At 70.1% G+C, this 17293-nt stretch carries 18 protein-coding genes; 7 read left to right on the forward strand and 11 right to left on the reverse strand.

Going from position 1 to position 17293, the window contains the following annotated elements; genetic code table 11:
- The first annotated feature begins 89 nt into the window (after positions 1–89).
- From ACFRKB_RS22870 to ACFRKB_RS22880, 3 genes are read left to right on the forward strand one after another with little or no spacing between them, the layout of a single operon-like run.
- Positions 90–290: a ferredoxin gene (locus ACFRKB_RS22870; protein WP_383108341.1), complete on the forward strand. Its 201-nt coding sequence runs from the start codon at positions 90–92 to the stop codon at positions 288–290.
- Entirely contained in the window at positions 287–1678 is a 1392-nt protein-coding gene (locus ACFRKB_RS22875) for an NAD(P)/FAD-dependent oxidoreductase (RefSeq protein WP_383108176.1), read from the forward strand. Before ACFRKB_RS22870 ends, ACFRKB_RS22875 begins: the two co-directional genes overlap by 4 nt.
- A gap of 12 nt (positions 1679–1690) precedes the next feature.
- A complete protein-coding gene (locus tag ACFRKB_RS22880; RefSeq protein ID WP_383108178.1) occupies positions 1691–2905 on the forward strand; it encodes a cytochrome P450 in 1215 nt (404 codons plus the stop codon).
- 36 nt (positions 2906–2941) lie between these two features.
- Here the strand turns inward: ACFRKB_RS22880 and ACFRKB_RS22885 are convergent, their stop codons facing one another.
- Positions 2942–3817 (reverse strand): glycosyltransferase family 2 protein, encoded by an 876-nt coding sequence (locus ACFRKB_RS22885; RefSeq protein WP_383108179.1) that lies wholly within the window; start codon positions 3815–3817, stop codon positions 2942–2944.
- A gap of 273 nt (positions 3818–4090) precedes the next feature.
- Between ACFRKB_RS22885 and ACFRKB_RS22890 the strand changes: the two genes are divergently transcribed.
- Together ACFRKB_RS22890 and ACFRKB_RS22895 are read left to right on the forward strand one after the other, a co-directional pair.
- A complete protein-coding gene (locus tag ACFRKB_RS22890; protein WP_383108181.1) occupies positions 4091–4951 on the forward strand; it encodes a helix-turn-helix domain-containing protein in 861 nt (286 codons plus the stop codon).
- A 7-nt stretch (positions 4952–4958) separates the two neighbouring features.
- Complete coding sequence (locus ACFRKB_RS22895) at positions 4959–5747, forward strand: SAM-dependent methyltransferase (protein WP_383108182.1); 789 nt, start codon at positions 4959–4961, stop codon at positions 5745–5747.
- 55 nt (positions 5748–5802) lie between these two features.
- On the opposite strand, the gene ACFRKB_RS22900 is transcribed toward ACFRKB_RS22895, so the two are convergent.
- From ACFRKB_RS22900 to ACFRKB_RS22935, 8 genes are all read right to left on the reverse strand, one after another.
- A complete protein-coding gene (locus ACFRKB_RS22900) occupies positions 5803–6276 on the reverse strand; it encodes a molybdopterin-dependent oxidoreductase (protein WP_383108184.1) in 474 nt (157 codons plus the stop codon).
- Between the two features lie 257 nt (positions 6277–6533).
- Positions 6534–7988 carry an SPFH domain-containing protein gene (locus tag ACFRKB_RS22905; RefSeq protein WP_383108186.1) on the reverse strand — a complete coding sequence of 485 codons (1455 nt, stop codon included), beginning with the start codon at positions 7986–7988 and terminating at the stop codon, positions 6534–6536.
- An 88-nt stretch (positions 7989–8076) separates the two neighbouring features.
- On the reverse strand, positions 8077–8592 hold the full coding sequence (locus ACFRKB_RS22910; protein WP_383108342.1) for a hypothetical protein: 516 nt from the start codon (positions 8590–8592) through the stop codon (positions 8077–8079).
- Between the two features lie 157 nt (positions 8593–8749).
- A complete protein-coding gene (locus tag ACFRKB_RS22915; RefSeq protein WP_383108188.1) occupies positions 8750–9811 on the reverse strand; it encodes a PucR family transcriptional regulator in 1062 nt (353 codons plus the stop codon).
- 247 nt (positions 9812–10058) lie between these two features.
- The gene (locus ACFRKB_RS22920; RefSeq protein WP_383108189.1) at positions 10059–11237 is read right to left on the reverse strand and encodes a protein-L-isoaspartate O-methyltransferase family protein; all 1179 of its coding nucleotides are present in this window, start codon (positions 11235–11237) and stop codon (positions 10059–10061) included.
- A gap of 44 nt (positions 11238–11281) precedes the next feature.
- Positions 11282–11416 carry a hypothetical protein gene (locus ACFRKB_RS22925; protein WP_383108191.1) on the reverse strand — a complete coding sequence of 45 codons (135 nt, stop codon included), beginning with the start codon at positions 11414–11416 and terminating at the stop codon, positions 11282–11284.
- Positions 11417–11824: 408 nt separating this feature from the next.
- Positions 11825–12025 carry a DUF397 domain-containing protein gene (locus ACFRKB_RS22930; RefSeq protein WP_030350844.1) on the reverse strand — a complete coding sequence of 67 codons (201 nt, stop codon included), beginning with the start codon at positions 12023–12025 and terminating at the stop codon, positions 11825–11827.
- Between the two features lie 9 nt (positions 12026–12034).
- Complete coding sequence (locus ACFRKB_RS22935) at positions 12035–12883, reverse strand: helix-turn-helix domain-containing protein (protein ID WP_383108193.1); 849 nt, start codon at positions 12881–12883, stop codon at positions 12035–12037.
- Positions 12884–13128: 245 nt separating this feature from the next.
- Here ACFRKB_RS22935 and ACFRKB_RS22940 point away from each other — a divergent pair, with 245 nt between their 5' ends.
- Both ACFRKB_RS22940 and ACFRKB_RS22945 read left to right on the forward strand, forming a co-directional pair.
- Positions 13129–13632, forward strand: a complete 504-nt coding sequence (locus ACFRKB_RS22940; RefSeq protein WP_383108194.1) for an ATP-binding protein — start codon at positions 13129–13131, stop codon at positions 13630–13632.
- The gene (locus ACFRKB_RS22945) at positions 13620–13880 is read left to right on the forward strand and encodes a hypothetical protein (RefSeq protein ID WP_383108196.1); all 261 of its coding nucleotides are present in this window, start codon (positions 13620–13622) and stop codon (positions 13878–13880) included. The genes ACFRKB_RS22940 and ACFRKB_RS22945 overlap by 13 nt, the downstream gene beginning before the upstream one ends.
- Before the next feature lie 73 nt (positions 13881–13953).
- On the opposite strand, the gene ACFRKB_RS22950 is transcribed toward ACFRKB_RS22945, so the two are convergent.
- A complete protein-coding gene (locus tag ACFRKB_RS22950) occupies positions 13954–16419 on the reverse strand; it encodes a SpoIIE family protein phosphatase (protein ID WP_463291752.1) in 2466 nt (821 codons plus the stop codon).
- Positions 16406–17161 carry a TetR/AcrR family transcriptional regulator gene (locus tag ACFRKB_RS22955; RefSeq protein WP_383108199.1) on the reverse strand — a complete coding sequence of 252 codons (756 nt, stop codon included), beginning with the start codon at positions 17159–17161 and terminating at the stop codon, positions 16406–16408. Before ACFRKB_RS22955 ends, ACFRKB_RS22950 begins: the two co-directional genes overlap by 14 nt.
- Between the last annotated feature and the right edge of the window lie 132 nt (positions 17162–17293).

Raw genomic sequence — 17293 nt, forward strand, 5'->3', positions numbered from 1 at the left:
GCCGCTCCTCCGCAGGCCGTAGGACGGAGACGGCGGGCGGCGCACGGCGCACGGCGCACGGAGGAGTGGACCGGATGCAGATCGACCGGATGCGGGTCGTTGTCGACCTCAATCGCTGCCAGGGATACGCGCAGTGCGCGTTCCTCGCCCCCCAGGTGTTCGAGCTGCATGGCGAGGAGGCCCTGATGTACACGCCGGCCGTGCCGGACGATCAGCGTGACCGCGTACGCCGGGCCGCGGCGGCGTGTCCGGTGCAGGCCATCCTCGTGGGTGAGCGGGCGGGCCCGTGACCGGGGAACCGTGGCACGGCAGGATCGTCATCGTCGGCGCCTCGCTGGCCGGCCTGCGGGCCGCCGAGACGCTGCGCGACGAAGGCTTCACCGGACCCCTGACGCTGGTCGGCGAGGAGCCGCACCCCCCGTACGACAGGCCGCCGCTGTCCAAGCAGGTGCTGCTCGGGCGGACGCGCGCGGCGGACATCGGGCTGCCGCGCCGCCGTGACGTGGACGCGCGGTGGAAGCTCGGCGTACGGGCCGGTGCGATCGACCCGATCGAGAAGAAGGTGATCCTCGCCGACGGTGAACTCATCCCGTTCGACCGGCTGCTGATCGCCACCGGAACCCGGGCGCGCCCCTGGCCGGACCCCGAGGAAGCCCGGCTGGACGGCGTACTGGCACTGCGTACGAGCGACGACGCGGCGCAGCTCGCGGAACGGCTCGACGCCGGGCCGCGCCGGGTCCTGGTGATCGGCGCCGGGTTCACCGGCTCGGAGATCGCCTCCGCCTGCCGGGAACGCGGCCTGGAGGTGACCGTCGCCGAACGCGGCCCCTCACCGCTCGTCGGGGCGCTCGGCGGCGCGCTCGGCGCGTTCGCCGCCAAGCTCCAGCGCGCGCACGGCGTGGATCTGCGCTGCGGCGTGACGGTCACCTCCCTGAAGGGCCGCGACGGCCGGCTCATCGGCGCCGAATTCTCCGACGGCAGCCGGATCGAGGCCGATGTCGCCGTCGTCGCGCTCGGCGCCGTGCGCAACACCGAGTGGCTCGCCGGATCGGGGCTGGCCGCCGGCCCCCGGGGCGTCGCCTGCGACGCGGGGTGCCGCGCCTTCAACATGTACGGGATCGTCACCGACGACGTCTTCGTCGCCGGTGACGTGGCCCGCTTCCCGCATCCGCTCTTCGAGTACCAGCTGATGGCCCTCGAACACTGGGGCAACGCGGTCGCGCAGGCGGAGGTGGCCGCCCACAACATGGTCAGCACGGGCCCGCACAGGCGCCCGCATCTGGCGGTGCCCTCCTTCTGGTCCAGCCAGTTCGGTCTCAACATCAAGTCCGTCGGCGTACCGACCTTCTCCGACCACGTGGTCATCGCCCAGGGCTCGATGCGCGAGCGCCGGCTCGTCGCCGTCTACGGCTACCGGGGACGTATCACCGCGGCGGTCACGGTGAACCGGGCCAAGTGGCTTGAGCACTACGAGTACCTCATCGAGACGGCCGCGCCGTTTCCCCCCGAGCGCGGCGCCGCCGACCGCCCCGAATCCGTCGCGCCCGTCGCTTCCGATGTGCCGGATCCCCAACTGCTCTCGCACGGACCGACCGTGGCCCTCACCGGCCATTTCCCGGACCGGTGCCTGACCTTGGTGCGGCACGAGCCGCCGCCGACCGCCGCCCACCGTCGTTGAGGAGCCCCACGCATGTCCCCGGACACCCTCTACCAGCGCATCACCGACTACGCGAACCGCGCCGACCCCTACCCCCTCTATGCCGAACTCCGTGAGAACGGGGTGACGCGGCAGGAGGACGGCAGCTATCTGGTCGGCACGTACCACGAGATCGCCGCACTGCTCCATGACCCGCGGATCAGCTCGGACTCCCGCAACCGCGCCGACCCGTCCACGGTCCCGATGTTCAGACGGAACATCCAGTCGGCCTTCATCGGTCTCGACGACCCCGAGCACGACCGGCTGCGCCGCATCGCCATGCGCCCCTTCGGACCGCCGCACACCCCGGGCCGGATCGACGCGCTGCGCGCGGACATCACCCGGATCTCCGACGAACTGATCGACGGGTTCCGGGACAAGGACCGCGTCGACATCGTCGAGGACTTCGCGTACCCGCTCCCCGTCACGGTGATCTGCCGGCTGCTCGGCGTGCCCCACGAGGATGTGCCCCGGCTCCGCGCCTGGACGAACGCGGTCATCGGGGGCGCCGATCTGACGCCGGGGAAGGACGAGGAGAGCCGTCAGAGGGCGGGCCTGGACGCGCGGGCGGCGATGGGGGAGTACATGGGAGACCTCTCCGACAAGCGCCGTGAGGACCCCTCGGACGACATGCTCTCCGCGCTCGTCCACGACAGTGGCCCCGACGGACGGCTGACCAGGGCCGAACTGATGGCGACCGGGACCCTCCTGCTCATCGCCGGGCACGAGACGACGGTCAACCTCATCACCAACGGCGCGCTCACCTTCCTGCGCTTCCCCGACGCCTACCGGCTGCTGCGGGACAAGCCCGAACTGATGCCCAGGGCGGTCGAGGAACTGCTGCGCTACGAGCCGCCCGTCCACCTGCTCCCGCAGCGCACCCCGCTCGCGGACGTCGAGGTCGCGGACGTCACCATCCCCAAGGGCGCGCCGCTGGTCCTCGTACTCGCCGCCGGAAACCGGGACCCGCTGCGATTCGACGACCCCACCCACTTCGACCCGACCCGCGAGGACAACCAGCACTTCGGCTTCGGCAGTGGCGTCCACAACTGCTTCGGCGCACCACTGGCCCGGGTGGAGGCCCAGATCGCCCTGAACGCGCTGGTCCCGCGTCTGGAGGGCTTCCAGCTGTCCGAGGACCCGCCGCCGTACCGCCGGAGCCCGGTTCTCCGGGGGCCGCGGCACTTGCCGATCGAGCGGGTGCGGTAGGTACCCGCACTCGCCCCGAGGAGCCCCGCGGCGGGCTCAGATGACCGGCGGCCTGCCCAGCGCCGTCATGCGCCGTACCGTCCGCCAGCGCATGGGCCGCCGCGTCCCGCACGCCGTCCGTACGCCCTCGAAGAAGCCGCCGAACCACGCGCGCAGCCCGCTCACCGACCGCGTACGCGCCACGGTGAGCAGAATCCACGTACCGAGGTAGAGCGGTACGAGCAGCGCGGGCAGATGCCTGCGCGCCAGCCACACCCGGTTGCGCGCGGTCATCCGGTAGAACTCGGAGTGCCGTGCCGGTGAGGTGCGCGGGTGCTGGAGGACCAGCTCCGGCTCGTACCGGATCGTCCAGCCCGCGTCCAGCGCGCGCCACGCGAGGTCGGTCTCCTCGTGGGTGAAGAAGAACGCGTCGGGCCAGCCGCCCGTCTCGTCCAGCATCGTCATGGACAGCGCGTGTCCGCCGCCGAGGAACGTGGTCACCTCGCCCGCGCGCATCGGATCGTCGACCCGCAGCCGGGGCACGTGCCGCCGCTGGGTGAGGCCGGTCTCGTCCGCGATACGGAAGCTGACGATGCCGAGCCGGGGGTGCGCCTCGTACAGATCGGCGACGCGGGTGACCACATCGGCCTCGATCAGCAGGCCGTCGTCGTCCAGGTCAACCAGAACGTCCACGTCACCGCAGTCGCGGAGCTTCTTCATGGCGACATTGCGCCCGCCGGAGACCCCGAGGTTCTCCGCCAGCTCGATCCCGATGACGCCCTCGGGCAGCTCGGGCAGCGGAGCGCCGTTGCCGACGACCACGATCCGCGTCGGGGCCTCCCGCTGCTTGGCGACGGAGTCCAGCAGGGCCCGCAGCTCGACGGGCCTGGTCCCCATCGTGAGCACGGCCACACCTACACGCGGTCGGGACACGTCCACACTCCAGGTCTCGGTGGCGGGATGGAGAAGAAGAGAAGGGGCAGGGCAGGCGAACGGCGGGAAGCGAGAAGGTGCCGCGCTTCGATGCTAACCGGCGGACGCCATCGCCAGGACACCTGAAGATATCCGCGTCGACGCCACGGGTTCATCTGCGGCCGGTCCGGCCGCCCGGCCGGAACCGTCACATCCGTCCCGCGCCGACGCCCCCGTGTGCGTGTTCGGGCCGCTGTGGCAAACTTCCCGCATGCCGGTGGCCGGGGGTGGGGTGTGAGCGAGCCTCGGTCTGCCCCGACGATCGGGCAACTCGTCCTGAGCAAACAGCTCCAGGGGCTGCGCGAGCGAGCCGGCCTCAGCCGCGACCAGGCCGCCAAGCTGCTGCGTGTCGCCCCCGCGACGATACGGCGCATGGAGATGGCCGAGGTCGCCCTCAAGGTCCCGTACGTACAGCTGCTGCTGCCCGCGTACGGCGTGACCGGCGACGAGGCCGCCGCCTTCCTCCAGCTGGTCGACGAGGCCAACAAGCCCGGCTGGTGGCAGCGCTTCCACGACGTTCTGCCGGACTGGTTCGGCGGCCATGTCAGCCTGGAGGAAGCGGCCAAGACCATACGGTGCTACGAGCCGCATTTCGTGCCGGGTCTTCTCCAGACCGAGGATTACGCACGCGCGATCCTGACCTACGGCGAGGTCGGCCGGAACGACCCGGCGCGCATAGAACGCCATGTGGCGCTGCGCCTTGAGCGCCAGTCGCTGCTGACCAGGCCGGACGCCCCGGTCTTCTGGGTTGTCATGGACGAGACGGTCCTGCACCGCCCCGTCGGCTCGCCCGCCGTGATGCGCGCCCAGATAGACCGGCTGCTGGAGGCGGCCGAGCTGCCGAATGTGACGCTCCAGATAGCCGAGTTCGCCGCCGGGCACCACCCCGGTACCTACAGCCCCTTCGTGCTGTTCCGCTTCGCCATACCCGAATTGCCCGATATGGTCATCGTCGAATATCTGACCGGTGCCCTCTATATCGACAACACCGGTGAGGTCGTGGAGCACATGGAGGCGATGGACCGCATGGTGGCGCACGCGGAATCCGCGCGCCGCACCAAACAAATCCTCGCCGATTTCCGTAAGGAACTGTGAACTCAAGATGACGGCAGGCATACCCAAGCCCCAGGTCGACACCAGCAAGCCCCACCCGGCGCGGGTGTACGACTACCTGCTGGGAGGTAAGGACAACTACCCGGTCGACCGGGAGATCGGGCAGCAGCTGCCCGAGGACTCCCGGCGCGACTCCCGGCTGAACCGCGCGTTCATGCACCGCGCCGCGGCCTGGGTGGCGCAGAGCGGTATCGACCAGTACCTCGACATCGGTACGGGCATCCCGACCGAGCCCAACCTCCACCAGATCGTCCAGAAGATCGCGCCGGCCTCGCGGATCGTCTACACGGACAACGACCCGATCGTGCTGCGTCACGCCGAGGCCCTGCTGATCAGCACGCCCGAGGGCGCCACCGACTACATCGAGGCGGATGTCCGCCGGCCGCACGAGATCCTCGAACACGCCCGTGGCTTCCTGGACTTCAGCCGGCCCGTCGCCCTGTCCCTCATCGCCCTGATGCACTTCATCCCGGACGAGGACGACCCGTACGGCATCACCCGCACGCTGGTGGACGCGCTGCCGTCCGGCAGTGTCCTCGTCTTCTCGCAGGGCACCGCGGACTTCCAGCCGCAGGGCCTGGTGGGCAAGGTCACCAACACGTACGGCAAGGGCGGCATCTCGCTCCGGCTGCGCTCGCGCGCCGAGGTCCTGCGGTTCTTCGACGGGCTGGATCTGGTGGACCCGGGGCTGGTGACGGCCCCGAAGTGGTTCAAGGGGACAGCGGCGCCCGAGGACGAGCAGAGCTCCTTCTACGTGGGCGTGGCCAGGGTCCGCTGAGGGCCCTTCGCACCACCTCGGGGGCGTCGTCCGGCCGGGCGCCCCGGCTCCCGGCTCAGGCCAGCGCGCCCACCCACACACTGGTGATCGCGCTGATGTAGCGCGCCCCGCAGCGGTCCGTGGGCACCACCAGCTGGCTGCCCGCCGCCTCCAGGCTGCGCCCGTCCATGGCCGTGGCGAGCAGGATCGGTACGTTGCCGAAGTCGGCGTCGATCTCCGCCCAGGAGAGCACCGTATGGTGCCCGTCCCCGCCGGTGACGGCGAGCAGGAACCGGGACCTGTCCTTGCGCCGGCGGGCGTCGAAGACCGGCTTCGCGTCGTCGACGACTTCCCTGAGCAGCGGGCCCTCGAAGGTGTGGTGCCGCGGCCCGCTGGTGGCGCAGTGGAAGACCACCTCGGCGCGGTGCTGCTCCCAGCGCTCGCGCAGATCGGCGACGGTCAGCGAGGCCGGGCAGGCGACCTCGCCGCGGAGGGTGAGAGCGGTACGCGGCGGAGCGGGCGTGCCTGGCGGCGGGCAGGGTCGGCTCATCAGATTCCCCCTCGGGAGGTCCGCTGAGAGGTCCGCGTGGCGGCTGCACACGGGTGATGCCCCGCCGACCCGCCAGGGAATCGCGGATACGAGCCAACAGCGCTTCTTTGCCTCGCCTTTATGAGGTGGTAGCCGCGTCCGGACTGGCAAGTGCGTACGCGCTGCGGGAGTTGGCGGGTGAGGGAACGCCGAGGGCCCGGCCGGCATCCCCGCCGACCGGGCCCTTCCCGCTGAGACTGGCCGTTCAGAACGCCCGCTCAGTCCGTGACCTCGATCTGTCCGTTGACCTTGGCGCCGTCCGCCGTCTTCGCCTCCACGGCCGCCGACCCGCCCGCGCCCCCGGTCTTGCCCCCGGCGATGCCCTTCAGCAGCTCGGCCAGGTCAACTCCCGTGGTGGAGCTGAGCAGTTCGACGCCCTGCGCGACATTGTCGGCGACGGTACGCGACAGCTGACCCGCGCCGTCCGTCGAGATCACCGTCATCTTGTCCACCGCGCTCAGCGGCTCGGACGCCTTCGCGACGACCGACGGCAGCACCTCGACCAGCATCTGGAGCACGGCCGCGTCCCCGTACCGCGCGAACGCGTCGGCCTTCTTGTGCATCGCCTCCGCCTCCGCGGCACCCTTGGCACCGATCGCGGCGGCCTCCGCCTCACCCTCGATCCGTACGGCGGCGGCGAGCGCGGCGCGGTGCGCCTTCTCGCCCTCACCGGTGAGCCGGGACCGCTCGGCGTCCGCCTCGGCCTGCTTGACCAGCGCGATGCGCCGGGCCTCGGCCTCCTGCTCGGCCTGGTACCGCGCGGCGTCCGCGGGCTTACGCACCTTGGTGTCCAGCTCGCGGTCGGTCAGCGCGGCCTGCCGCTGGGCGACCTTCTCCTGCTCCGTGAGCACGTCCTGCTCGCGCGCCGCCTGTGCCAGCGGACCCGCCGCCGCGGCGCGCGCCGCGGCCTCGTCCGTCTCGGCCTTGATCTCGGCCTGCTTCAGATAGAAGGTCCGCTGGGCGATCGCGATCTCTTCCTCGGCCTTGAGCCGTGCCTGCTCGGCGGCGCGGCGCGCCACCGCCTCGGCGATGTCGGCCTCCTGCTTGGCGCGCGCGGCCTCGGGCCGGCCGAGGTCCTCCAGATACGAGCCCTCGGTGGTGATGTCCTGGATCTGGAAGGCGTCCAGCACGAGGCCCTGCCCGGAGAGACTGGCCTCGGCCTCCTCCGCGACCTGTCCGGCGAACGCCGCGCGGTCGCGGATGATGTCCTCGACCGACATCCGGCCGACGATGGAGCGCAGCGCGCCCGAGAGCACTTCCTGGGTGAAGCCGACGATGCCGCCCTGCTGCTGGAGGAAGCGCTGGGCCGCGGCCCGGATGGAGTCCTCCGTGCCGCCGACCTTGACGATGGCGACGCCTTCGAGGTTCGCCTTCACCCCGCGCAGGGTGACCGCGCCGCGCACGGCCACCGGGATGTGCCGGCTGGACAGGTCCAGCGTGAACTTCTGCTGTACGAACGGGACGACGAAGACGCCGCCGCCGACCACGACCTTCTGGCCGCTGGTGTCCATGGACACCCGGCCGGTGGTCGGATCGGTCGACTGCTTGCCGCGCCGGCCGGTGACGATGAACGCCTGGCTGGGCCCGGCGACCTTGTAGCGCGTGATGACGGCGAGGGCCAGCAGGACGACGAGTGCGACGACCCCCACCACGGCGATGAGAAGTGGACTCATGGTGCTCTCTCCCTTGCCTCCCGAGGGGACGGCAAATTAAGGCGATTGAGGCGGGTTGGTGAGAAGGTGATGGCTGGGGACGGGCGGGTCAGCGCTGGACGGGACGCACCAGGACCGAGGTCGACGAGAGCGTCTCCTCCACCCAGATCTCGGCGCCGTTCGCCACGGGCTCCGCGCTCTTCGCGGAGTACTTCACGGGCTGGCCGCCGAGCCGCAGCAGTACCTCGCCGTAGCCGCCGGCCGGAATCGCGGTGACGACCGTGCCCGCCGAGCCCACGAGATCATCGCCCCGCGGTGTGACGGCGGTCTGGTCACGCATCAGCGCCTTGCTGAACTTCCAGGTCAGCCATCCGGCACCGCAGCCGGCCGCCACCCCCGTGACAGCGGCCGGACCCGTACCGAGCTGGGTGGTGCCCAGCACGATCGCGCCTCCGAAGCCCAGCATCGAGATGAACCCGGCGATCACCGGCAGCGAGAGCAGTCCGTCGAACAGCCCGTTCAGCACCCCGACCCCGTCGAAGAGCCCTTCGAGAATGCCGTCGAAGATCAGCGACAGGACGAGCAGCACGATCCCCGCGATGCCGAGACCGAGAAACAGGGTCATCGGATCCATCGGTTTCCCCCTCCCCCACTGCCGCTGATTTCCTCGGCAGGCCCCCATGGTCCCATCTTTGTCCGGAACCGGACATTGCCGTTTTCCGGCAGTCTTAACGCGTTCTTAATGCCGAGAGCGGCTTCCGAGGCGTCGAACGGCCTCCGGCTCAGAAGGACTTCGCCGGCCAGTCCATGAGCCTGGCCCCGATCACAGCGGTTTGCAAGGTGTAGCGATGCACCGGATCGGCGGGATCGGCGCCGGTGAGCTTATGGATCCGCTCCAGCCGGTACGTCAGGGCCCGCACGCTCAGCGAGAGCCGCCGCGCCGCCTCCGCCGCCACACAGCCCGCGTCGAAGTAGACGGTGAGGGTCTCGATCAGCGGCTCGGCGCCGCCGCGCGCCGCCTCCAGCGGACCGAGCGCGCTGAGAACGAGTTCGGTCATGGCCTGCCGGTCCCGGGTGAGGACCGGATAGACGAGCAGATCGGCCGCGTGCAGGACGGGATCGTCCAGGTCGAGCCGCTCGGCGAGGTCGAGTACGTTCAGCGCTTCCTCGTACGACTGCACCACCCCGCCCACCCCGGGCCGCGGCCGGCCGATGGCGACCCGGCCGCCGTCCGTGGCCGCGAACGCCTGCTTGGCGAAGTAGACGAGGACCTCGCCCTGGTCGCCCGGCGCGATACAGACGAGCCGGCCCGCCTTCGTCGTGAGCAGCACGCTGCGGTCGCCGAACCGGCCGATCAGCGCCTGCTCCACGGAGCGCGGAACGGCGTCCTCCTCGTCGTACGCGACGAAGCCCTCGGCGACCGCCACGGCGTGCTCGTACGACAGCCGCAGCCCGAACCGCTCGGCACGCTCGGCCAGCCGCCCCAGGTCGCTGCGCCCGTACAGCAGGTCGTCGATGAACTCCCGGCGGGCGGCGACCTCCTGCCGTACGGCGAGCCGCTGGGCCCGTTCGTACCCCTCGGCGAACGCGTCCACGACCTGCTCGACGGCGGCGAGCACGCTGTCGGTGCCGGCGGAGTTGGTCACGGGCCAGTGGGTCCGGGCCGCGGCGAGATGCGCGCCGACCAGGGCGCGCAGCCCGAAGCCGGCCTCCGCGGCCCGTTCCCCCAGCTCCCGGCGGGCCAGCAGCTCGTCCCGGGTGAGCCGGCGGCCCGTCGAGGCGACCGCTGCCAGGATGCGGGCGTAGCCGTCCAGATACTCGTCGGGTATCCCGTTCCCTGTCACGCCTGTGCCACCTGTCGTGCCTGTCCCGCCCGTCACGCCTGCCCCTGCCGTCCCTCGGCGCACGGATGTCGCGCGTCCCCACCATGGTGCACGGGCGGGCCCGCGCCCCTCACCCGTACCCGGGCGCTCCCCCCCCGCGGAAGGGTGCCCGTGCGCGAGGTCTCACTTGCAGACGGGGCAACTCACCTTCTTGCGCGTACCGTCCTGGTGCTCGTAGACCCATCCCTTGCCGTGACAGGTGCCGCACTCAGTCAAGGGAAGCACCCACCGTCGTTGCCGTGTCCGCCGATGTGCCGAGTGGTGTGTCGTGAGTGAGGGCGGCGGCGGGTACGGACGGATCGTCGATCCATACGTACTGCCGCTGGGGTGTGACGGTGAAGCCGATACGGTCCAGCCCCGGGCGGCCCTGCCGTGTCCAGGCACGGTGGACGGACTCGGCCTCGTCCCACAGATCACGCGGCCCGGTCTGCGTCAGCCGACCGTCGTTCGCGACGGTGGCGCGGGAGACCCCGTCGGTCAGCAGCACGTTTCCGGAACCGTTCACCCAGGGCTCGTCCCCGACGAGGGACGCGAGCAGGACCTGAAGTCCGGGGGCGGGGTGGAGCAGGGACTCGGTGCCGACTGCCAGGGATCGGTGGCGGGGCTGGGTGTCGTGGCTGGTGGCGCTCTTGTCGGGCGGCGTCTGCCGCTGTGAACGCAGCGGCATGTACGAGCACTCCTCCCCGAACCGGCCGGTGGCCGAGCCGTCCTCGTGGACGGTGAGACGGAGGAGTCGGCCGATGGGCGGGTTGTACGGGAGCACGATGTGCCCGCCGGGACGGGTGTGCTCCACCCATACGTACGGGATGTCCGTGACGCCACAGGTGACATGCACGCGGTCGAACAGTCCGTCGGACTCGCCGTCCGAGCTGGGGAGTTCGGCGCCCGCGTCACCGGTGACGATGGTGGGGCGCAGGCCGCAGCGGGCGAGGTTCTCCGTCGCGGTCCGCGCCAGATCGGGGTCGATCTCGACGGTGGTCACCAGGGTGTCGTCCCCGGCGAGGTACGCGCACAGCCCGGAGGTCCAGCCCGTACCACCCCCGACATCGAGCACCCGGTTCCCGGGCCGCACGGCGAGATGCCGTAACCCGGCGGTCACGAGGAGCGGACTGGACGCGGCACAGCTCGGCGCGGTCGAGGGAGCGGCGGCGTTGGCCGGGGTCAGCTCGGTCCGGCCGCCGTCGAGCTGAGTGACGATCACGCTGTCGGAATACACGGCCCGCCACCAGCGGTCGGGGTCGCGGTGCTGATCGATCCAGTACCCGGAGGCAGCGGCGGGAGGCGTTCCGGCGCCCTGGGGAACGGCCCAGGCGCGGGCCGGAACGAACTCGTGCCGGGGGACGCGGATCAACGCGTCGGCGAGGACGTCGGGTTGGGGCGGGGGCATGGTGATCCTTCCGGTCGGGGATGGCGCGGCGCGGGCATGGGCGGTCACTGCGGTGGCGGGTCCCCGAAGATCCGGCGGAACAGCTCGGCTTCGCCGGGAAGGGCCGGGGACGCGTCCGGGCGCGTGTCGGCCGTGGGAACGAGGAGCGTCCCGCCCACCCCGAACATGTCGATCAGCATGGAAAGCCGCTGCCGCGCCTCACTGCCTGTCGTGGGGCTGGGTGGCTTTGGTGGAGGTGAGGGTGGGAGTGGGGGTGAGGGTGGGGGTGGCGGTGGGGCCATGGTCTTGGTGCCCTTCTCCTCGGCGCGCGATGCGGGGCAGAGTTGTCCCCCGCCCAGGCGCCGGCATGACGAGCGGTGGGCGGGGGACAACCCTTCGTGACTCTCCCCAATGGGGCGCGGGACGGGGAGAGTTGCGCCGGTCAGGGCGATGTCCTGCCGAGGGACCACCCTGGATCGGCGACGCACAGCGACGGTAGCGTCACCTACAGGTGCGGCGCAACAGTGGTCCGTCCCAGAGTTGCGCCCCTAAATGCCTTACGCCCCCCACCTGCGAAGAGGCGAGGGGCGTATGGGTGCGTACGTTCGTCAGATCAGGTGATCGAACTCTCCGGCCTTGACGCCGAGGAGGAAGGCGCGCAGCTTCTCGGGGCTCGTTGTGACGACGGTGTCCGGCGCGTCGCTCTCCCGCATCTTGATCTGCCCGTCAACACTGGCCAGTTCGACGCAGTTCGGATTGTTGTCACCGCCCGAGAAGGAGGACTTCTGCCATTCAATGTGGTTGGTCATGCCGCTCACTCACATTTCTTGTGCGATGCGTTGGATGAATTTGCTCGACTCGGCGGCGCTGAGTGAGATCGCCTCGACTGCCTCGATAAGCGCCCGGTACTTGACGAGTTGAGCCTCGGCGTCCAGATATTCGGCGTCGAACGCGCTGTCAATCTGGACGGTGTCCAGTTGCGGTATCACGGCGCCCGCGTAGAGCATCGAGTGGACCGAGCAGGTGATCCGCGCATCGAAGGGGATGATGCGGATCGTCACGCTCGGCCAGAGCGAGACCTCATGCAGGAAATCCATCTGCGCCCGCATGACTTCGGCGGAGCAGTACCTCATGCGAAGTGCTGCCTCGTGGATGAGCGCCTCGAACTTCGGCGGGTTCGGGCGGTCGAAGATCTCGCGACGCCTCATGCGATGCTCTACGCGCGCGTTGACCTCAGAGGCCTGAAAGCTGGTCACACCGCTCGCGATCAGCTCGCGAGCATATTCGGCCGTCTGGAAAATCCCTGGCACATAGAGCATTTGAACGGCACGCATATAGATCGCGTGGTGTTCCAGCTCCGACTGGTCCAGGAAGCCTGGCGGGAGAATTCCTCGGTAGTCCTCCCACCATCCTTTTCCGCGCTCCTCTGCCATGCTTGCGAGCGCGTCGACGAGGTGCTTGTCCGTTGCCGAGCAGTGGGTGGCGATTCGGCGGACTCGCTCCGCGCTCACCCCGTACCGGCCCGATTCCAGGTGGCTGACCTGGGCTCGTTCGCCGCCCAGGAAGGCTGCAACCGCGCTTCCGGACATGCCGGCTCGCTCGCGCAGTTTTCTCAACTCAGCACCCAGCCGCTTCTGACGGGCGGTCGGGTAAGCCCTTGGCGGCATGAACCTCTCCCTCTCTGGTCACAACGAGTGTGCCGCCCCACAGTGCCATGGGTCCACCCGTATGAGTGCGACGTGCGTCCCATTGTTGCGCCGTACCTATGTTGCGCCCTACGGTTCATGGTGCGACGCAGCGTGCCATTCGGCCCGAAGCGCAGTCACTCGCATGCCCGTTGAGGGTCGCGAATGGCCAAGGACACGGGCTGTCGCCCAAGCACCGCCGCCACATTCCGCGTTGGGAGAACGACATGACCACCGTGACCGCCACCGCAACCCCCGTACCCCCGCCACCCCAAGGCGCCGAGACCTACCGGTTGGCTCTGCCCAGCACGGCGACCGCACCCAGGATCGCGCGTGACTTCGTCACGTCGCTTCTCGGGCTCAGTCGGCACCGCAACCTCGTCGACGACGCGCGCCTCTGCGTGACCGAGGTGGTCACCAACGCGCACCGGCACACCCGTACACCCCTGATCCGTGTCCGCGTGACCGTGAACCGCAAACAGGTCACTGTCTCCGTCGCGGACGACAAACCGTGGGCGCTGCCCACGCCCGTCACTCCCGCCGCACGCACCGCGCCGGGCGCGATCCGCGCAGAAGGACAACAGGATTCGGGGCGGGGGCTCGTCCTCGTGGAGAGTCTGGCTCTCGCATGGGGGTCGACCATCTACGGGGGATGCTCACCGAGTCACAAGACCGTCTGGTTCACGCTGTCCGAGGCCAAGAGCGAGGTGGCCGGCCGATGGAGCCCGTAACGGACCCTGCGCTGTGGGGTGTTGTGTCGATCGCGATGAGCGCGATCGTGCTGGCGGTGGGGGTGCTGTACGCGGTGATGCCGTCGGCGGACAGTGCCTTTCCGCCGGTGCCGCTCGACGCGGAGGAGGGGTACACGTACACCTGTTACTGCTGCCCGGACCCGGTACGGGTCACGATCCGTGCGCCGCAGGCGCACTTGGTGGGGCGTGCTCCTGGTGGTCGGCGTGAGGTTCGTGCCGAGGGGTAGTCGGGGCCGTCCGGAGCGTTCGAAGGGCGGCGGGGGCCGCCTGCTCGAAGCCCTCGGCGCACGGCTTCGCCGCTCACGTCACGGGCTTCAGTTCCTGTTCGGCCCAGACGACCTTGCCGTCAGCGGTGTAGCGGGTGCCTCGTCGTCGGGAGAGCTGCGCTACGACGAAGAGGCCCCGCCCGCCCTCGTCGGTCGCACGGGCATGGCGCATGCGTGGGACGGTGTCGCCGGCGTCCGAGACCTCACAGACCAGCACGTGGTGTCGAATCAGGCGAAGGGTGACGGGCGCGACACCGTATCGAATGGCGTTGGTGACCAGTTCGCTGACGATGAGTTCCGTGGTGTCCGCGAGATTCTCCAGTCCCCATTCGGCCAGCTGACCGGCGGCCAACGCGCGGGCCTGGCTGACGACGACCGGCTCGTTGGGCAGCTCCCAGGAGGCGACCTGGGTCGGACTGAGAGAGCGTGTCCGGGCGAGGAGCAGGGTGGCGTCGTCGAACGGTGTCTGAGTTGACAAGGTGTCGACCACGGCCGAGCAAAGCTCTTCCAGTGGTCGGTCAGACTGTGCCGCCAGGGCAGTGCCCAGGCGGCACAGCCCCGCGTCGATGTCCTGGTCCCGGGTCTCGACCAGTCCGTCGGTGTAGAAGGCGAGCACGCTTCCCTCGGGCAGCTCCCACTCCACGGCTTCGAAGGAGGCCAGTCCGACACCGAGCGGCAGGCCGGACGGCAGGTCGGGGAAGGTGACCTGGCCGTCCGGCGCGATGATCGCGGGTGGCGGGTGCCCGGCCCGTGCCATCGTGCAGCGCCGTGTCACCGGGTCGTAGACGGCGTAGAGGCAGGTGGCCCCCACAGTCACGGCGGTGTGGTCCTGGCAGTCGGTGCTCTCCTCGGCGAGGCGGTCGATCGTGTCGTCGAGATGGGCCAACAGTTCGTCGGGGGGCAGGTCCATGTTGGCGAGCGTATGGACGGCCGTGCGGAGTCTGCCCATGGTCGCGGCGGCGTTGATGCCGTGTCCGACGACGTCGCCCACGACGAGCGCGACCCGGGCGCCCGACAGTGGGATCACATCGAACCAGTCACCTCCCACGCCGTCCTCGGTGTCGGCGGGAAGGTAGCGGGAAGCCACCTCGACGGCGTCTCCGCCGGTGAGGTGGCGCGGGAGCAGGTCGCGCTGAAGCGCGAACGCCGCGGCACGCTCGCGCACGTACCGGCGAGCGTTGTCCAGTGACAGCGCGGCGCGGTTGACGAGTTCCTCGGCGAAGAGCAGATCGTCCGCTTCGAACGGCGCCGGGTCGTTCATGCGGACGAAGACCGCCACCCCCAGCACCGCCCCGCGGGCGTGGATCGGCACGACCATCAGGGAATGCATCCCGTACTCGTGGATCTTCTCCGACCGCCCCGCATCCTGACCGAGCCAGGTGCTGCGGATGTCCAGCACTGGTTCCAGGTGGGATCTGCCCGAGGTCAGGACCTCGGTGAAGGGTGAGGACGCGGGGACGAAGACCTGCTCACCCCGGGGCCACAGAGACTCCGGAGCCCCCTCGTGGACCGAGGCGACGCCGGCCCGGCGGAAGGCCGGTATGGGTCCGTGCGCCGCGCCGAGCCGGGGCAGGGACTCCTCGCCCAGGGGTACCGACTCCGCCAGGTCGACGGTGACGTATTCGGCGATGAGCGGCACGGCGAAGTCGGCGAGTTCCTGCCCGGTCCGCATCACGTCCAGTGTGCTGCCGATCCGCGTGTTGGCCTCGCTGAGGACAGCCAGGCGCTCTCGGGCTCGCTGTCTGTCCGTCACGTCCACGCTCATGCCGCACACGCCCAGGGTGTGGCCCTGAGCGTCATCGAGGCGGAAGTAGGACGTCGAGAACGAGTGCTCCCGGTGGGGGTCCGCTCCGTTCACCGCATCCGGCAGACGCACACGGTACTCGTGGTCGACCGTCGGGGTGCCGCTCTCCAGCACCTCCCGCATCACCGCCTCGACCTTTTCTGCCTCGTATCCCGGCAGTATCTCCGTCAGTCGCCGCCCGAGCCGTTCTTCGCGGGGGAGGCCGTCCTGGAGTGCCAGGGCGTCGTTCACCCAGGTACAGCGCAGTTCCGGATCGCGGACGACGATACCGACCGGCGCACTGGACAGAAGCGACTCCACTTCCGTCCCGTTCGGCGGCCACCAGGAGATCCCGGTCATGCCGGCCGCGGAGACGAGCCAATGGGTCCCCGTGCTCTGCCCCGGCAGCGGGCAGGCCCGGAGGGTCACATCCAGCGGGCTGCCATCGCGGTGGCGGAGCCCGACGACGCCGGGCCGGCCGCCCTCGGTATCGCCCTGCTCCGCGCATGCCGATGCCTTCGGGATGTCCTCAAGGGCCGCCAGCACCTCCGTGGCGGAGCGGCCCACCGCTTCCGCGGCCGAGAAGCCGACAAGCCGCTCGGCGGCCTGAGTCCACCCGACCACCGTCCCCGCCGCGTCGACGACCCCGATGGCCGCGCCGATCGTCTGCGTCGCCCCGCACAGCGTGTTCGGCGCCGTGTCCTCACCTGTGACCATCGTGGCCATCCCTCCTGTGGGGTGCGTCCCGGGCGGGACCCGTGTCGGCGATGCGATCGAGCCAGTCCGACAGCAGCGCGCGCTCGGAAGGCGTCAGCACAGGGGTGCCGCCGCCGCGCAGCGCCTCGCGGAGGGCCACGGCTCGGGCAGCGACGTCCGTTGTCGGCTCCTGCTCGCACTCACCTACGGTGGTGATCGTTCGCAGTACGTGTTCGCGGGCGACCGTCGGCAGTTCAAGATCCCGCTCAGGGGGCGGGGTGGCGATCAGCGACAGCACGACACCGAGACCGCTGGCGTGCATGAGCCGGGCCGCGCGCTCCACGCTCATGCGAAGCCGGCCCGCGGCCGCCACCCGGGCAAGGTTCCGGCGCAGGATCGCGATGGTCTCCAGACCTGCGGGAATGTCCCCCCGGTAACGCCCTTCCCCGTACATCAGCACGTAGAAGCCCGGCCGCGAAAGGCCGAACTCCACATGCAGGTCCCACGAGCGGCGCAGGTCGGCGATGGGGTCGTCGGTTTCTGCCAGGGCCTGCTTCTCGGCGAGGTACTGCTGGAACCCGTAGGTCACGAGCGCGTCGAGCAATCCCTCCTTGTCACCGAACAGCCGGTACAGCGTCGGTGGCTGAACCCCGGCCGCGGCGCTCACCGCGCGTGTGGAGACGGCCGCGCGGCCCTCGCTCATGAGGAGAGCCGCTGCGGCGGCCAGCACCCGTTCCCGAGTACGTGCGGTCCGCTTCTGCATACATGTGACTTTACAACCGTTGTTATCATAACTTCGATCCCATTGGTATGATTTTTACTGTTCACGGGATTCTGGTCACGCTCGCGTCGGCTCACTCGTCACACGCGCCCCACCAGCCACACATCTCGGGCC

The organism is Streptomyces scopuliridis, assembly GCF_042790125.1.
In the GTDB taxonomy this organism is placed as follows: Bacteria; Actinomycetota; Actinomycetes; order Streptomycetales; family Streptomycetaceae; genus Streptomyces; species Streptomyces scopuliridis_A.